At 65.5% G+C, this 16658-nt stretch carries 19 protein-coding genes; 6 read left to right on the forward strand and 13 right to left on the reverse strand.

The window, feature by feature from the left end; translation table 11 throughout:
• Positions 1-187 precede the first annotated feature (187 nt).
• The 5 genes from CLU86_RS13680 to CLU86_RS13700 all read left to right on the forward strand — a co-directional run bounded on the left by CLU86_RS13680 (position 188) and on the right by CLU86_RS13700 (position 4946).
• The gene (locus CLU86_RS13680) at positions 188-1126 is read left to right on the forward strand and encodes a dihydrodipicolinate synthase family protein (RefSeq protein ID WP_099741987.1); all 939 of its coding nucleotides are present in this window, start codon (positions 188-190) and stop codon (positions 1124-1126) included.
• Between the two features lie 6 nt (positions 1127-1132).
• Positions 1133-2176, forward strand: coding sequence for a 2-dehydro-3-deoxygalactonokinase (locus CLU86_RS13685; protein WP_099741988.1), 1044 nt, complete (start codon positions 1133-1135; stop codon positions 2174-2176).
• Entirely contained in the window at positions 2173-2826 is a 654-nt protein-coding gene (locus CLU86_RS13690; RefSeq protein WP_099741989.1) for a 2-dehydro-3-deoxy-6-phosphogalactonate aldolase, read from the forward strand. The genes CLU86_RS13685 and CLU86_RS13690 overlap by 4 nt, the downstream gene beginning before the upstream one ends.
• A gap of 30 nt (positions 2827-2856) precedes the next feature.
• On the forward strand, positions 2857-4005 hold the full coding sequence (gene dgoD / locus CLU86_RS13695; RefSeq protein ID WP_099741990.1) for a galactonate dehydratase: 1149 nt from the start codon (positions 2857-2859) through the stop codon (positions 4003-4005).
• Positions 4006-4118: 113 nt separating this feature from the next.
• Positions 4119-4946, forward strand: a complete 828-nt coding sequence (locus CLU86_RS13700) for an MBL fold metallo-hydrolase (protein WP_099656571.1) — start codon at positions 4119-4121, stop codon at positions 4944-4946.
• Positions 4947-4997: 51 nt separating this feature from the next.
• Here the strand turns inward: CLU86_RS13700 and CLU86_RS13705 are convergent, their stop codons facing one another.
• Positions 4998-6443, reverse strand: coding sequence for a PLP-dependent aminotransferase family protein (locus tag CLU86_RS13705; RefSeq protein WP_099656572.1), 1446 nt, complete (start codon positions 6441-6443; stop codon positions 4998-5000).
• A 153-nt stretch (positions 6444-6596) separates the two neighbouring features.
• On the opposite strand from CLU86_RS13705, the gene CLU86_RS13710 reads away from it, so the two are divergent.
• Entirely contained in the window at positions 6597-7025 is a 429-nt protein-coding gene (locus CLU86_RS13710; protein ID WP_099741991.1) for a DUF2917 domain-containing protein, read from the forward strand.
• Here the strand turns inward: CLU86_RS13710 and hisD are convergent.
• The 12 genes from hisD to CLU86_RS13770 all read right to left on the reverse strand — a co-directional run bounded on the left by hisD (position 7012) and on the right by CLU86_RS13770 (position 16573).
• Complete coding sequence (hisD, locus tag CLU86_RS13715; RefSeq protein ID WP_099741992.1) at positions 7012-8394, reverse strand: histidinol dehydrogenase; 1383 nt, start codon at positions 8392-8394, stop codon at positions 7012-7014. The genes CLU86_RS13710 and hisD overlap by 14 nt on opposite strands.
• A 22-nt stretch (positions 8395-8416) precedes the next feature.
• The gene (gene hisG / locus CLU86_RS13720; RefSeq protein WP_233195002.1) at positions 8417-9076 is read right to left on the reverse strand and encodes an ATP phosphoribosyltransferase; all 660 of its coding nucleotides are present in this window, start codon (positions 9074-9076) and stop codon (positions 8417-8419) included.
• Entirely contained in the window at positions 9073-10347 is a 1275-nt protein-coding gene (gene murA / locus CLU86_RS13725) for a UDP-N-acetylglucosamine 1-carboxyvinyltransferase (protein WP_099741993.1), read from the reverse strand. The genes hisG and murA overlap by 4 nt, the downstream gene beginning before the upstream one ends.
• 90 nt (positions 10348-10437) lie before the next feature.
• The gene (locus CLU86_RS13730; RefSeq protein WP_099741994.1) at positions 10438-10674 is read right to left on the reverse strand and encodes a BolA family protein; all 237 of its coding nucleotides are present in this window, start codon (positions 10672-10674) and stop codon (positions 10438-10440) included.
• A gap of 104 nt (positions 10675-10778) precedes the next feature.
• On the reverse strand, positions 10779-11534 hold the full coding sequence (locus tag CLU86_RS13735) for an ABC transporter permease (protein WP_099656578.1): 756 nt from the start codon (positions 11532-11534) through the stop codon (positions 10779-10781).
• Positions 11531-12469 (reverse strand): ABC transporter ATP-binding protein, encoded by a 939-nt coding sequence (locus CLU86_RS13740; protein ID WP_099656579.1) that lies wholly within the window; start codon positions 12467-12469, stop codon positions 11531-11533. Before CLU86_RS13740 ends, CLU86_RS13735 begins: the two co-directional genes overlap by 4 nt.
• Before the next feature lie 50 nt (positions 12470-12519).
• Positions 12520-12816 (reverse strand): lipid asymmetry maintenance protein MlaB, encoded by a 297-nt coding sequence (locus CLU86_RS13745; protein WP_099656580.1) that lies wholly within the window; start codon positions 12814-12816, stop codon positions 12520-12522.
• Between the two features lie 48 nt (positions 12817-12864).
• Positions 12865-13506: a phospholipid-binding protein MlaC gene (locus CLU86_RS13750; RefSeq protein WP_162995903.1), complete on the reverse strand. Its 642-nt coding sequence runs from the start codon at positions 13504-13506 to the stop codon at positions 12865-12867.
• A gap of 150 nt (positions 13507-13656) precedes the next feature.
• Entirely contained in the window at positions 13657-14457 is an 801-nt protein-coding gene (locus tag CLU86_RS13755; protein ID WP_099656581.1) for a VacJ family lipoprotein, read from the reverse strand.
• A complete protein-coding gene (gene mlaD / locus CLU86_RS13760) occupies positions 14454-14942 on the reverse strand; it encodes an outer membrane lipid asymmetry maintenance protein MlaD (RefSeq protein WP_099741995.1) in 489 nt (162 codons plus the stop codon). Before mlaD ends, CLU86_RS13755 begins: the two co-directional genes overlap by 4 nt.
• Positions 14943-14975: 33 nt before the next feature.
• Positions 14976-15758 carry a lipid asymmetry maintenance ABC transporter permease subunit MlaE gene (mlaE, locus tag CLU86_RS13765; protein ID WP_099656583.1) on the reverse strand — a complete coding sequence of 261 codons (783 nt, stop codon included), beginning with the start codon at positions 15756-15758 and terminating at the stop codon, positions 14976-14978.
• Entirely contained in the window at positions 15755-16573 is an 819-nt protein-coding gene (locus CLU86_RS13770; RefSeq protein WP_099741996.1) for an ABC transporter ATP-binding protein, read from the reverse strand. Before CLU86_RS13770 ends, mlaE begins: the two co-directional genes overlap by 4 nt.
• Positions 16574-16658: the final 85 nt, after the last annotated feature.

The following is a 16658-nucleotide window of genomic DNA, read 5'->3' on the forward strand; positions in this document are numbered from 1 at the left end:
CAATGCGGGCAGGGGGACGCAGCCAGCGCACGGAGCGAACGCGACATCGTCCATGTCGGGGCGGCCCTTGCGCGGCTGCCCGCGTCTGGGCCACGCCCCTTGCAAAATTCGCTACAAATTTAATAGCTACTAGCGCTTTATGGAAAAGCGGTAGAGCCCTATTTCAATCAATTTACCTATACCCGCCATGCCTGTCACGCATTCCCTCCAGAACCCTCGCTACCGAGGCATCTTCCCTGTCGTGCCCACCACCTTCCACGACGACGGCACCCTGGACATCGAAAGCCAGAAACGCTGCCTCGACTTCATGATCGACGCCGGTGTGGACGGCGTTTGCATCCTGGCCAACTTCTCTGAGCAGTTCTCGCTGTCGGATGCCGAGCGCGAAGTCCTCACCCGCACATCGCTGGAGCATGTGGCGGGCCGCGTGCCCGTCATCGTCACCACCACCCACTACGGCACCCGCGTGTGTGCCGAGCGCAGCCGCGCTGCGCAAGACATGGGCGCCGCCATGGTGATGGTGATGCCGCCCTACCACGGCGCCACCTTCCGCGTGCCCGAGGCGCAGATCTACGAGTTCTATGCCCGCGTGTCCGACGCGATCCGCATTCCGATCATGGTGCAGGACGCGCCTGCCAGCGGCACCGTGCTGTCGGCCCCGTTCCTCGCGCGCATGGCGCAGGAGATCGAGAACCTGGCTTACTTCAAGATCGAGGTACCCGGCGCCGCCAGCAAGCTGCGCGAGTTGATCCGCCTGGGTGGAGACGCCATCGAAGGCCCTTGGGATGGCGAAGAGGCCATCACCCTGCTGGCCGACCTGGATGCCGGGGCCACGGGTGCGATGACGGGCGGCGCCTTCCCCGATGGCATCCGCCCCATCATCGAGGCGCACCGCCAGGGCGATGCCGACCTGGCCTTTGCGCTGTACCAACGCTGGTTGCCCCTCATCAACCACGAGAACCGCCAGGGCGGCATCCTCACGGCCAAGGCACTGATGAAGGAAGGCGGCGTGATCGCCTGCGAAGCGGGCCGCCACCCCTTCCCGGCCATGCACCCCGAAGTGCGGCGCGGCCTGATCGATATTGCGCGCCGCCTGGACCCGCTGGTGCTGCGCTGGGGCAAGTGAGCCGCCATGGCAGACACCGCCCACCTCTCTGACACCCGCCTGGTGGCCCTGGACTGGGGCACCAGCGCGCTGCGTGCCTTTCGCCTGGATGACCAAGGACAGGTGCTGGAACAGCGCCACCGCCCCTGGGGCATCATGAACCTGCCCCCGGCACCGGCAGGCCACACCGATACGGAACCCGGCGCGGCCTTCGAGCGTGCCTTGCAAGACGCCTGCGGCGACTGGTTGGCCGCCCTGCCCTCTGTGCCGGTGCTGGCCTGCGGCATGGTAGGCAGCGCGCAGGGCTGGCGTGAGGCCAAGTACCTGGACACACCCACCTCGCTCGACGCCCTGGCACGCGGGCTGACTGTGGTGCACCGTGGCAACGCAATGCCCCTGCACATCGTGCCCGGTCTGCTGCAGCGCGGGGCCTTGCCCAATGTGATGCGCGGGGAAGAAACGCAGGTGCTGGGCGTGCTGGCGGATGCCGCCCTGGCGGGCCCAGGCCCGGTACTGGTGGGCCTGCCTGGCACACACAGCAAATGGGTGGTGGCGCGGCAGCACCGCATCGAGCAGTTTCACACCTTCATGACGGGCGAGGTGTTTGCCGCCCTGCGCGGGCACACCATCCTGGGCAAGACGATGCAGGCACCGGCCGCGCCCGACGACGCCGCGTTTGCGCAAGGCCTGCAGGTGGCACGCGGCAGCGATGCGGCACTGGGGCTGCTGTCGCACATCTTCAGCACGCGCACGCTGGGCCTGACCGGCGCCCTGCCCGCGACCGCGCAGGCCGACTACCTCTCGGGCCTGCTGATTGGGCACGAGATGGCCAGCCTGGCGCGCCTGTACCCGCCTGCCCCACACGCGAGTGACTCGCCCATGCCCCTGGTGCTGTGCGGCGAGGCTGACCTGTGCCGCCGCTATGCCATCGCCCTGCAGGCCTATGGATTCAACGCCCCCACGGTGGCCGCACAGGCCACGGTGAGCGGCCTGTGGCACATCGCCCAGGCTGCTGGGCTGGCAGCCCCAGGCCCGCTGCACACCCCAACAACCCAAAGCCAAGCCGCATGAATCCCACCCACACGCCATTGATCCAGGCCCTGCAGCAGTGCGGCCTGATCGCCATCCTGCGCGGGGTGCAGCCCCACGAAGTGGTGGCCATTGGCCACGCGCTGTACGACGCTGGCTTTCGCGCCATCGAAGTCCCCCTCAACTCCCCCGAGCCCCTGGCCAGCATTCGAGCCCTGCGCGATGCGCTGCCTGCCGACTGTCTGGTGGGCGCGGGCACCGTGCTCACACCCCAGGCCTGCGCCGACGTGGCCGCTGCGGGCGGGCAAGTCATCGTCATGCCGCACAGCGACCCCACGGTGATCCGCGCGGCCAAGGCGGTGGGCATGGCCTGCGCCCCCGGGGTGGCCACGTTGACCGAGGCCTTTGCGGCGCTGGCCGCTGGGGCCGATGTGCTCAAGCTGTTCCCGGCCGAGGCCTTGGCCCCGGCGGTGCTCAAGGCCTGGCGCGCCGTGCTGCGCCCGCCCGTGGCCTTGCTGCCCGTGGGCGGCATCACCCCCGACAACCTGGCGCCCTATGCCGCCGCGGGGGCCAGCGGCTTTGGCCTGGGCTCGGCCCTGTACCGCCCGGGCGACAGCGCCGAGCAAGTGGCCCGCAACGCGGCTGCATTCGTCCAGGCCTGGCGCCACGCTTATCCGCCCAGCGCGGTTTGAACACAACCTTCTACGGTCTTTTTTGCATCCATGAAAATCACCCGACTGACCACCTACCTTGTGCCACCCCGCTGGTGCTTTCTCAAGATCGAAACCGATGAGGGCATCGTGGGCTGGGGCGAGCCCATTTTGGAAGGCCGCGCCCAGAGCGTCGCCGCCGCCGTGGCAGAGCTGGGCGAGTACCTGATCGGCAAAGACCCCCGGCGCATCGAAGACCACTGGACGGTGCTGTACCGGGGCGGTTTTTACCGGGGCGGCGGCATCCACATGAGCGCGCTGGCGGGCATTGACCAGGCGTTGTGGGACATCAAGGGCAAAGCCCTGGGCGTGCCGGTGTCTGAACTGCTGGGGGGCAATGTGCGCGACCGCATCCGGGTCTACAGCTGGATTGGCGGCGACCGCCCCAGCGAGACCGCCGCCGCTGCCAAAGCGGCCGTGGCGCGGGGCTTTACCGCCGTGAAGATGAATGGCACCGAAGAACTGCAGTACGTGGACACGTTTGACAAGGTGGAGCGCTGCCTGCAGAACGTGGCCGCAGTGCGCGAGGCCGTGGGGCCCAACGTGGGCATTGGCGTGGATTTCCATGGACGGGTGCACAAGCCCATGGCCAAGGTGCTGTTCAAGGAGCTGGAGCCGTATCGGCTGATGTTCATCGAGGAGCCCGTGCTGAGCGAGCACTACGAGGCCCTCAAGGAGTTGGCCCACCTGTCGTCCACGCCCATTGCGCTGGGGGAGCGGCTGTACTCGCGCTGGGACTTCAAGCGCATCCTGTCGGAAGGCTATGTGGACATCATCCAGCCCGATCCGTCGCACTCGGGCGGCATCACCGAAACGCGCAAGATCGCCGCCATGGCCGAGGCCTACGATGTGGCCCTGGCCCTGCACTGCCCCCTGGGGCCGATTGCGCTGGCAGCCAACTTGCAGCTGGACGGGGTTTGCTACAACGCCTTCATCCAGGAGCAAAGCCTGGGCATCCACTACAACGCCAGCAACGACTTGCTGGACTATGTGAGCAACCACGAAGTCTTCTCTTACGAGGACGGCATGGTGGCCATTCCACAAGGCCCTGGGCTGGGCATTGAAGTGAACGAAGCCTATGTGCAGGAGCGCGCCCAGCAAGGCCACCAATGGCGCAATCCGGTGTGGCGCCACCGGGACGGCAGCTTCGCAGAGTGGTGATTCTCAAGCCTCCGTCGCAAATTGTGTCTTGATCGTGACGGACTTGATATTAATCAATTAGGCTTTTTGGGGGCACTCGTACAGTCGGCGCTTTACTGCTCCAACGCACTGCCATGGCCATCGAACTCTATCGTGACAAGAACCACGCCTGTCTCATGTTCACCGACCTCATCGAGGAAGATGGACAGGCAGTGCAGGCCAATCAGTTTTTGATCGTGGACGATGACACCGGGGCCATCATCGACCCCGGTGGCAACCTGGCATTCAACGAGCTGTTCATGGGGATGACCAAGCATTTCCCCCCACACAAGCTGTCGTACCTGATCGCCTCCCACGCCGACCCAGACATCATTGCCTCGCTGGACCGCTGGATGACCAGCACCAAGGCCACGCTGGTCATCTCGCGGGTGTGGGAGCGCTTTGCACCGCACTTCACCAAGGTGGGCAAGACTGAGAACCGCGTGATCGGCGTGCCCGACGGCGGCGGCCATCTTCCCCTGGGTCGGCACGAGCTGGTGCTGCTGCCTGCGCACTTCATGCATTCCGAAGGCAACTTCCACTTCTACGACCCGGTCAGCAAGATCCTGTTCACAGGCGACCTGGCGGTGTCCATGATGTCTGGCGCAGAAGCCGCGCGCCCCATCACCGACCTGAAGGCGCACATACCGCGCATGGAAGGCTTTCACCGCCGCTACATGGTGTCTAACAAGATCCTGCGACTGTGGGTGGCCATGGCACGGCAGTTGGACATCGCCATGCTGGTGCCCCAACACGGCGCCCCCATCATGGGCAAGCAGGCCATCAACGACTTTTTCGACTGGATCGAAAACCTCAAGTGCGGCATTGACCTGTTTGACGACCGTGCCTACCAAATCCCCACGGCCCACATCGACCCTGTGACGCGCCAAATGCGCCCTGCCTTGCGGCAAGTCGCAGGCTGAGCAGATTCGGGCCAACGCGGCTGCAGGCGGCCGTGCGCGCCCTGCAGTCCGTCAGGCCGCCGCAGGCTCGGCCCAGAGGTGGCAGGCCATGTCGCCCACGCGTGCCAGGGCCTGCAAATGCTCCAGCGACCAATCCCCGCCCACCCCAATGCGCAGGCAGTTGCGAAAGCGGCCACTGGCGCTGAACAGCGTGCCAGGCGCTACCAAAATGCGCTCGGGCAAGCAGGCCTCGTGCAAGCGGTTGGCGTCCATTCCGCGTGGCAACTCCACCCACAGCAGCAGGCCCCCTGGCGGATCGCTGACCCGCGTGCCTTGCGGGAAATGTGCGGCGATGGTGCTGCGCACCGCGTCCATGCGGGCCGCCACCGCAGCACGCAGTTGGCGCATGGACGCCGCATGGCCCGCCTGGGTGATCAGATCGGCCAGTGCCAGCTCCAGCACCGCCGACTGCCCGCCCGCCTGCAAGTCCTTGATGCCCCGCAGCTTGCTGGCCCAGCGCCCGGCCTCCACCCACCCCAGGCGCAGCCCCGGTGCCAGCGTTTTCGAGAACGAGTCGCACAGCATGACGTGGCCCGTGGTGTCGTATGACTTCACGGCACGGCGCATCTCATTGACCTCGACCAGATCGTTGTAGATCGCATCCTCGATCACCGCGATACCGTGGCGCGAGGCCATCTGCGCCAACCGCTTGCGCTCGCCCTGCGGCATGCAACTGCCCAAGGGGTTGCTCAGGGTCGGCACCACCAACACGGCCTTGACGGGTTGCGTGTCCAGCGCCAGTTGCAACGCATCCAGCGACAAACCGTGGCGTGGGTGGGTGGGTATCTCCAGCGCCTTGAGGTGCAGGCCCTGCAGCACCTCCAGAAACGAAAAATGCGTGGGGGACTCCAGCGCCACCACATCGCCCGGCTGGGTGACGGTGCGCAGGCACAGGGCAATGCTGTCCATGCAGCCGCCAGTGACCACGATGTTCTCCGGGTCCAGGCTGCAACCCAATCCCACGGCGTAACGCGCCAGCGCACGGCGGGCCTCCTCGTGCCCTGAGGACGACGGGTAGGTGCACAGCAAGTGCCGGTGCCTCTGCGCCGCCCGGGTCACGGCGCGGCGCACGCGGTCGGGGTTGAACAAGTCCGGCCCGGGGGTGCCACTGCTGAACGAGAACATGCCCTCGGGCTGCTGGCGCCCCAGAATGCGCTGCCCCAGCCAGTCCACCGACACGTCACGCGGCCGGCGCATGGGGCGGGGGGTGCTGGGCTCAGGCAGACTCACAGGCCGCGCCGCCACAAAAAACCCTGAGCGCGGGCGCGCAGTGACCAGCCTGGCATCTTCCAGCCAGTGGTAGGCCTGCACCACCGTGGTTTGCGCCACGCCGTGCTGGCGCGCCAGTTCACGCACCGAGGGCAGCTTCTCGCCCCGGGCCAAGGTGCCGTTGCGAATCAGCTGCGCCAGCTGCTCGGCAATCTGAAGGTACAGCGGTGGGGAGTCATCGGTAGCCATGGCTGCATTCTGTACTGACAAGCCCACGGGCATCCAGTACAGAGCCGCATGGGTGCGTACAGTACAGATGCACTGTACTGCCCATCTGTACTGCCCCAGATAGCGCCTGCCTGTGGCTGGCCTTCAGCGCCGCCTGCCCGCACAGTGGACGCCATGAACACACAGCCCCGCCCCCTCCCCTCGCCGCCCACCGCCGCCCAACCTGCGCCGGGTGCCCTGTCCCTTCAATGGAAGCGCCAACCCCTGCCGCCGCGGCAGGCCGTGCAGGTGCTGGACTTCCGCGCGAGCGAAATCGCTTTGCTGGAAGTGGAAGACGGCCGCGTCTGGGTCACCTGCGACGGGTTGTTGGAAGACTATTTTCTGGAAGCAGGCCAGCGCCTGTCCTTCACCGGCCCGGCCCGCCTGCGGGTGAGCGCCGAGGGGCCACGGACAGCACGCCTGCTGTGGGCGCAGCACCAGGCCGAGGCGGGCGCGGCCTACCCGCCCGCATTGACGGTGCCAGCGTCACCACTGAGCGTAGTACCCGCTGCAGCCGCCGCACCGTCGCAGCCGCTGCCGCGCGGGGCGATCAGCGCGGCTTGAGGGGGGTCTTCAGGCGCATCTCGGCCGCCTGTGCGTGGGCCTGCAGGCCCTCGCCGTAGGCCAGCTCGGCGGCGATGGTGCCCAGCACCTGGGCACCGGCCTCGCTCACCTCGATGAGGCTGCTGCGCTTTTGGAAGTCGTACACGCCCAGCGGGGATGAGAAGCGCGCCGTGCCGCTGGTGGGCAGCACGTGGTTGGGGCCTGCGCAGTAGTCGCCCAGGCTTTCGGAGGTGTAGGCCCCCAGGAAGATCGCGCCCGCGTGGCGCAGCAGCGGCTCCCAGCGGTGCGGGTCGGTGCTGCTCACTTCCAAATGTTCGGGCGCGATGCGGTTGCTGATCGCGCAGGCTTCTTCCATGTCCTTGGTGAGGATCAGCGCGCCGCGGCCGGTGAGGCTCTTGGCGATGATCTCGGCGCGCGGCATGGTAGGCAGCAGGCGGTCGATCTCGCGCTGCACGGCGTCGAGGTAGGCGGCGTCGGGACACAGCAGGATGCTCTGGGCCAGCTCGTCGTGCTCGGCCTGGCTGAAGAGATCCATGGCCACCCAGTCGGGCGGCGTGCTGCCGTCGGCCAGCACCAGGATTTCGCTCGGGCCTGCAATCATGTCGATGCCCACGGTGCCGAACACGCGCTTCTTGGCGCTGGCCACGTAGGCGTTGCCGGGGCCGGTGATCTTGTCCACCTTGGGCACGGTGGCCGTGCCGTAGGCCAACGCGGCCACGGCCTGTGCACCGCCGATGGTGAAGGCGCGCGTGACGCCCGCCACGTACGCGGCGGCCAGCACCAGCTCGTTGCGCTCGCCCTTCGTCGAGGTGCCCTCGCCCGTTCCGCCTGTCGCCACGCTGCCGCGCACGGGCGTGGGCACAACCATGATGATTTCCTGCACGCCCGCCACATGGGCCGGGATGGCGTTCATCAGCAGGCTCGACGGGTAGGCGGCCTTGCCGCCGGGCACGTAGATGCCCACACGGTCCAGGGGCGTGACCTTCTGGCCCAGCAGGGTGCCGTCTTCGTCGCGGTAGCTCCAGCTCTCGCCCGAGGCCTTCTTTTGCGCCTCGTGGTAGCTGCGCACGCGCTTGGCAGCGGCCTGCAGCGCGTCGCGCTGGGCCTGCGGAATGGCGTCGAACGCGGCCTTGAAGTCGGCCTGGGTCAGCTCCAGCGCCGCCATGTCGGGGGCCGAGAGGCCATCGAAGCGGGCGGTGTACTCCAGCACCGCCGCATCGCCGCGCTTTTGCACATCGGCCAGGATGTCGGCCACGCGCTGCTCGATGGCCGCATCGGTGTCGGCAGACCAATGCAGACGGGCTGCAAAATCAGCCTCAAAAGTGGCCGCAGCGGTTGAAAGACGAGCGGGAGCAGCTACTAAATTCATAGTGTGGTGCGCGGGGTGCGGTTCAGTTCTTTTCGGCAGGGATGGCAGACGCAAAGGCATCAATGATGCGGCGCAGCGGCTCGCGCTTGAGCTTGAGCGCCGCCTGGTTGACCACCAGCAGCGAGCTGATGTCCATGATGCGCTCCACCTCAACCAAATGGTTGGCCTTGAGGGTGTTGCCGGTGGAGACCAGGTCCACGATGGCATCGGCCAGGCCAGTGAGCGGGGCCAGCTCCATGCTGCCGTAGAGCTTGACCATGTCCACGTGCACACCCTTGGTGGCAAAGAATTCGCGGGCGATGGAGGTGTACTTGGTGGCCACCTTCAGGCGCGAGCCTTGCTTGACGGCGCGCTCGTAGTCAAAGTCTTTGCGCACGGCCACGCTCACGCGGCACTTGGCAATGCGCAGGTCCAGCGGCTGGTACAGGCCTTGGCTGCCGTGTTCGATCAGGGTGTCCTTGCCCGTCACCCCCAGGTCAGCGCCGCCGTATTCCACATAGGTGGGCACGTCGGACGCACGCACCAGCACCACGCGCACATCGGGCTGGTTGGTGGGCAGGATGAGTTTGCGCGATTTCTCGGGGTCTTCCAGCACCTCAATGCCCGCAGCGGCCAACAGCGGCAGGGTTTCTTCAAAAATGCGGCCCTTGGAAAGCGCCAGGGTGATCATGTTGCTGCTCATGCTTTTACTCGCTCGATGTCGGCACCGATGCCGCGCAGTTTGGCTTCCATGCAGTCATAGCCACGGTCCAGGTGGTAGATGCGGTCCACCATGGTTTCGCCATCGGCCACCAGGCCGGCAATGACCAGGCTGGCCGAGGCGCGCAGGTCGGTCGCCATCACCGTGGCGCCCGACAGGCGTGGCACGCCCTCGATCACGGCCACCTTGCCGTCCACCTGGATTTTGGCGCCCAGGCGCACCAGTTCGTTGACGTGCATGAAGCGGTTTTCAAAAATCGTCTCGGTCACCGTGGCCGTGCCCTGCGCGATGCAGTTGAGCGCCATGAACTGGGCCTGCATGTCGGTAGGGAAACCGGGGTATTCGGTGGTGCGAAAGCCCTGCGCCTTGAGCGTGGCCGCGCCCGCGCTTTGCACGCGGATGCCGCCATCCACCGCTTGCACGGTGGCGCCCGCTTCGCGCAGCTTTTCAATCACGGCGTCGAGGTGATCGGCGCGCCCATGGCGCAGCACCACATCACCACCCGTGGCGGCCACGGCGCACAGAAAGGTGCCCGCCTCAATGCGGTCGGCCACCACGCGGTGGGTGCAGCCGTGCAGTTTTTCAACGCCCTGGATGCGGATGCGGCTGGTGCCGTGGCCTTCGATTTGGGCGCCCATGGCGATCAGCATCTCGGCCAGGTCGGTGATCTCGGGCTCTTGCGCGGCGTTTTCCAGCACCGTTTCGCCCTCGGCCAGCGCTGCGGCCATCATGAAGTTCTCGGTGCCCGTCACCGTGACCATGTCGGTGGTGATGCGGGCGCCCTTCAGGCGCTTCCAGCCTGCGGGCAATTTGGCGATCATGTAGCCGTGCTCGACCACGATCTCGGCCCCCATGGCGGCCATGCCTTTGATGTGCTGGTCCACCGGGCGCGAACCGATGGCGCAGCCACCGGGCAGCGACACCGTGGCTTCCCCAAAGCGCGCCAGCAGCGGGCCGAGCGCCAGCACCGAGGCGCGCATGGTCTTGACCAATTCGTACGGGGCTTCGGGCGTGTTAAGCGCGCTGGCGTCGATGCGCACGGTGCCGTCGTCCGAGCGGTCGGCGGTCACGCCCATGTTGCGGATGAGTTTGAGCATGGTGCTCACGTCCTGCAGCTGGGGCACGTTGAGCAGGGTCACGGGCTCGGCCGTGAGCAGTGCGGCGCACAACTCCGGCAGGGCGGCATTTTTGGCACCAGACACCAGCACCTCGCCTTGCAAGGGGTGGCCGCCGCGAATCAGGAGTTTGTCCATCTCAAAAAACCAGAATAATAATAAAAAGTGCCTCTAGCGCCTATCCAATAAGCGCTAGCAGCTATCAATACAGGAGCAAACCACTCAGGCTTACTGGGCCGCCCACTCGGCGGGGGTGAACGTTTTCATGGACAAGGCATGCACCTCGTCGGTCTGCATCCGGTTGCCCAGGGTGGCGTACACGGCGCGCTGGCGCTGCAGGGTGCGCTGGCCCTCGAACGTGGCCGAAACGATGGTCGCATACCAGTGGCGGCCATCGCCTTCGAGCGTGATGTGTTCGCAAGCGATGCCAGCGGCGATGAGGTCTTTGAGTTGGTCAGCGGTCATAGAGGGGCGCTCGGAGTCAGTGAGGACTGACGCAAATCGGGATGCAACATCCGCCTCGCCCTAGAGGGAAGCGCTTACCTGAACCTTGTTTTGCGTCAGTCATGTCAGTTTCTAATTTTGTAGCCGGTGCGCAGCAGGTGCACGGCCAGCGCGCTCACGGCCAGCCAGGCGATGCCCACGATGCCCAGGCTCAGCCAGGGGGACGTGTCGCTCTGGCCAAAGAAGCCATAGCGAAAGCCGTCGATCATGTAGAAGAACGGGTTGAGGTGGCTCACCGCCTGCCAAAAAGGCGGCAGCGACTGGATCGAATAGAACACGCCCGACAGAAAGGTCATGGGCACGATGATGAAGTTCTGGAACGCCGCCATCTGGTCGAACTTGTCGGCCCAGAGCCCGGCAATCAGCCCCAGCGTGGCCAGCAGCGCGGCCCCCAGCAGGGCAAACACCAGAATCCACAGGGGCGCCGCAAACTCGGGCCGCGCAAACGCCAGCGTGACGACAAACACCCCCAAGCCCACCGCCAGCCCCCGCACAATGGACGAGCCCACATAGGCCACAAACCAGGCCCAGTGCGACAGCGGCGTGAGCAGCACAAACACCAGGCTGCCCATGATCTTGCTCTGGATGAGGCTGGACGAGCTGTTGGCAAAGGCGTTTTGCAGCACGCTCATCATCACGAGGCCGGGCACCAGGAACGCGGTGTAGCTGATGCGGTCGTAGACCTTGACGTGGTCTTCAAGCACATGGCCGAAGATCAGCAGGTACAGCACGGCGGTGAGCACGGGCGCGGCCACGGTCTGGAAGCTGACCTTCCAGAACCGCAAAACTTCTTTGTAAAACAGCGTTTGCCAACCCGTCATATCGCGACGCCCTCCAGGCGGATGTTCGATGCCGAGGTACCGGACATCACCTGCAAAAACACGTCTTCCAGATCCGGCCGGCGGATCTCCATGTCCTGCACATCGACGCCCGCAATGCGCAGCGCAGCCAGGTGGTTCTCGATCTCGGCGGCGTCGTGCGCAGGCAATTGCACGATACGGCCGGTGACCCGGGCCACGGCAGCCAGCGCGGGCGGCAGCATGGCGTCGGTCTTGAACTGCAGCACACTGCCCGAAGCGGCCTTGAGCAGCTCGGACGTGCGGTTGAGCGCCACCACCTGCCCCGCCTTGAGCATGGCGATGCGGCCACACAGGGCCTCGGCCTCTTCCAGGTAGTGGGTGGTGAGCAGCACGGTGTGCCCTTCCTTGTTCAGCCGGGCGATGAAGTGCCACAGCGTCTGGCGCAGTTCCACATCCACACCTGCGGTGGGCTCATCGAGCACGATGATGGGCGGCTTGTGCACCAGTGCCTGGGCCACCAGCACGCGGCGCTTCATGCCGCCCGAAAGCTGGCGCATGTTGGCGTTGGCCTTGTCGGCCAGGCCGAGGTTTTCGAGCAGTTCGTCGATCCAGGCGTCGTTGTTCTTCACGCCGAAGTAACCCGACTGGATGCGCAGCGCCTCGCGCACATTGAAGAACGGGTCAAACACCAGCTCCTGCGGCACGATGCCCAGCTTGCGGCGGGCGTCGGCGTAGTTCGCCTGCACATCGCTGCCTTGCACCAGCACGCGCCCACTGCTGGCACGGGCCAGCCCGGCGAGGATGCTGATGAGGGTGGTTTTGCCGGCCCCGTTGGGGCCGAGGAGTCCGAAGAACTCGCCTTGTTCAATGTCCAGGCTGACCTGGTTCAGTGCCTGGAAAGGGCCTTTGGGCGTAGCAAAGGTCTTGGAGATGGCTTGGAATGAGACTGCGGGCATGAAGCCCCTGATTTTAAGGCTTGGGCAACATCTGCGCTCGCCTGCGCCCATCAAACTGCGTGGTTCAGCAGGCCATCCACCCCATAAAGGCCGGCCATGCCCGCCAACGCACCGGGCAGCCCCTGCACGCCAAACCCCAGGCCCGAAGCCAGCGCCTCGCGCCGGAATTCAAGCAGCACCGCCAGCGCCGAGGTGTCAAACACCTGCAGGGGCGCAGCGTCCACCACCAAAGCGCTGCCGGGCAAAGCCCCCTTCAGGGACTGCAGCAACTGGGCCAGGCAGGCCGTGGCCTGCCGGTGGGTCAGCTCGGCGGGCAGGCGCAGTGCGGCGGGGGCAGTGGTGGTCATGGCCTTGAGAACCTCAGGAGTGTGCAAACAGCGCTATCAGAGGAGCCTTCAGCCCTTGGCGGCGTTGGACTTGTTGCGCGCCACCAGGGTTTCGATCAGGCCGTCGATGCCCTTGGCATTGATCTCCTGCGCGAACTGGCTGCGGTAAGTCTCGACCAACCACACGCCCAGCACGTTGAGGTTGTAGATCTTCCAGCCAGCGCCCTCACCCGGCGTCTTCTCCAGCCGGTATTCCAGCTGGATCGGGTCGCCCTTGCCCACGATTTCGGTGCGCACCAGCACATCCTTGTCCTCGGCTCCGGCACGCAGGGGCTTCATCTGCACCGTCTGGTCGTTCACCTGGGCCAGGGCACCGGCATAGGTGCGCACCAGCAGGATCTTGAACTCTTCCTGCAAGCGCTTTTGCTGCTCAGGCGTGGCCTGGCGCCAGCCTGGCCCCACGGCCGCAGCGGTCATGCGGCGGAAGTTGACGTTGGGCATCACGGTCTTGTCGACCAGTGCGATCACCTTGTTGATGTCCCCCGCCTGGATGGCCTTGTCACCGCGCACGGTGTTGAGCACATCCACCGACAGGCGCTTGATCAGCGCATCCGGTGTCTCATCGGCCGCCATGGACACCATGGGCAAGCCCAGGGCCAAAACGGTGCCAGCAACCAGGGCCACACGGCCCAACAAACGTCGATTCATCATGTCTTTTCAGCTCCGGCCGCACACCGTGCGGCCCTTCGTAGGATTTTGTGGTCATCCACCTGCACAGAGGCTTCAGCCGTGTACCAAGGTGCAAGCAACTGCAACATTCAGGCCAAGCTGCTCAGCCCACCCATGCGCAGCCTGCGCCGCTCAGCGGTCTGGCTCTGGGGGCAGCATGCCGTCGTTGGCGCCTTTGTCGGCATCGTCCCGGAACAGAGGTTCGCTCGACTGCCCTTGGCGTACCTGCATGAACACGTCCCGCGTGAAGGAGTATTTATCGAGCGCAGCGCTGTCGATCACCGCCCCCGCACGCAGCAAATTGGCCCGCGTATCGACGATGCGCAGCGCGTACAGCGAATTGCGCGCCGCCACAGGGTCCACATACCGCACCGGGTTGCCAGCCGCATCGACAGGCAGTGCCACGGTGTCGCGCAATGTGGAGGGCCCCAACAGCGGCAGCACCACGTAAGGCCCGGTGCCCACACCCCAGCGCCCCAGCGTCAGACCAAAGTCCTGGCGCGAGCGGTCGATGCCCAGTTCACTGGCCACATCCAGCAAGCCACCCAGGCCAAACAGGGTGTTCACGTTCACGCGCATGAAGCTGTTGGCGGCGCCTTCGGCGCGCAGTTGCAGCACGTTGTTCACAAACGACCACACGTCGGCCAGGTTGCCAAAGAAATTGCTCACGCCAGTGCGCACGGGTGCAGGCGTCACCTCCACATAGGCCGTGGACACCGGCTTGAGGACCGCCTCATCCACATGGTCATTGAAGCGGGTCATGCTGCGGTTGTAGGACTCAAACGGGTCGTCCGGGTTGGAGTGCGGCCCCGTGGCGCAACCTGCCAAGGCGGCTACCGCCAGCAAAGGAATGGCTCGGCGGGCCTGGCGCGCAGCAAAGGCGTGCAACGCTGTGGAGCGGGCCACCCGCGTGGCTGTCAATGTCGTTTTCATTTGATCGTCCCCGCTGCGGCGGGCTTGCTGCCGTCTTCGGCCTTGTTGTAGAGGAATTGCCCGATCAGGTTTTCGAGCACCACCGCCGACTGCGTGGCGGTGACGGTGTCGCCCGCAGCCAGGTTCTTTTCATCGGCCCCGGCTTCAATGCCGATGTACTGCTCGCCCAGCAGGCCGCTGGTAAGGATTTTCAGCGAGCTGTCTTTGGGGAAAGCATAGCGATCCTCCATCGACAGCGTGACCCGCGCCTGGAAGGTCTTGTCGTCAAACGTGATGGATTCCACGCGCCCCACGAGCACGCCTGCGCTGCGCACGGCCGCCTGGGGCTTGAGTCCGCCAATGTTGTCAAAACGCGCCGTGATGCGGTAGCCCTTTTGAAAGCTCAGGCTCAGCAAATTGGCCGACTGCAGCGCCAAAAACACCAGCGCCACCGCCCCCAGCATCACAAACAATCCTACCCACACATCATTTTTTGAGCGTTGCATCGCTGCTTCCTTCCACCACCGGCCGGGCCGGGGTCAAATACTGAACATCAAGGCCGTGAGGACAAAGTCCAGCGCCAGCACCGACAGAGAGGCAATCACCACCGTGCGGGTGGTGGCCCGTGCCACGCCCTCAGGGGTGGGGCGGGCCACAAAGCCCTGCAAAAGCGCCACAAAGGTCACGGTGAAACCAAACACCAGGCTCTTGAGCACGCCATTGCCCACGTCTTTCCAGACATCGACGCCGCCTTGCATCTGGCTCCAGAACGCGCCGGGATCGATACCGATCATCAGCACACCCACCACCCATCCACCAATCACCCCCACCGCGCTGAACACAGCAGCCAGCAAAGGCATGGTGATGACGCCCGCCCAAAAGCGCGGCGCCAGAATGCGGCGAACCGGGTCCACCGCCATCATCTCCATGGCGCTGAGCTGCTCGCCCGCGCGCATCAAGCCAATCTCAGCCGTGAGGGACGTGCCCGCACGGCCTGCAAACAGCAAGGCGGTGACCACGGGCCCCAGCTCACGCACCAGCGACAAGGCCACCAACAAGCCCAGCGCCTCGGAAGACCCATAGCGCTGCAGCGTGTAATACCCCTGCAGCCCCAGCACGAAGCCCACAAACAGGCCCGACACGGCAATGATGGCCAGCGAGTAGTTGCCCAAGAAATGCACTTGGTCGCGCACCAGAGCGGGCCGCGCAAACACCGCCCCCACCAATTGCAGCAGCCGGGCAAACAGGCGGGCGCCATGCCCCACATCGGCCAACTTGGAGCGCACGGCAAAGCCCACGCTTGCGGGGTGGAACCAGTTCATGAGCGGGTGCCTGTGAGAGGGCCAAAATCCTGCGCAGCGTCAGGCCCCGGGTAATGAAACGGCACAGGCCCCACGGGCAAGGCATGCACAAACTGGTGCACCAGCGGATCGGTGCTGGCCATCACCTCGGCGGGCGTGCCCTGCGCGGCCACCACACCGGCGCCCAAGATGATGACGTGATCGGCCAGCCGGAACGTCTCGGCCAGGTCGTGCGAGACCAGCACACTGGTCAGCCCCATGGCATCGTTGAGCTGCCGGATCAGTTGGGCTGTGGTGCCCAGCGAAATCGGATCGAGCCCCGCAAAAGGCTCGTCGTACATGATGAGCTCTGGGTCCAGCGCGATGGCGCGGGCCAGCGCCACGCGCCGGGCCATGCCGCCGGAGATCTGGCTGGGCATCAGGTCGCGCGCGCCGCGCAGGCCCACGGCGTTGAGCTTCATGAGCACCACGTCACGGATCAGCGCCTCAGAAAGATCGGTGTGCTCGCGCAGCGGAAAGGCCACGTTTTCAAACACGCTCAGGTCGGTGAACAGCGCGCCAAACTGAAACAGCATGCCCATGCGGCGACGCACAGCAAACAGGCCTGCCGTGTCCATGCGGCCCACCTCTTGCCCATCAAACAGCACCTGGCCGTGCTGGGCACGCTGCTGCCCGCCAATCAGGCGCAGCACCGTGGTTTTGCCACCGCCCGAGGCGCCCATCAGCGCCGTGACTTTGCCTCGCGGCACTTGCAGAGATACGTCGCGCAGGATCACCCGGTCCCCATAGGAGAAGGTCACGTTGCGCAAATCAACGAGGACAGAAGCGTCAGGCATTCAAAAAGAAGGGAGAGTCGAGAAGACAGGGGCAAACCCGGATTGTCGCGGACAGCGATTCGCCACAACGGCCGCTATGGTAACG

The organism is Acidovorax sp. 62 (assembly GCF_002754495.1).
Lineage (GTDB): Bacteria > Pseudomonadota > Gammaproteobacteria > Burkholderiales > Burkholderiaceae_C > Acidovorax.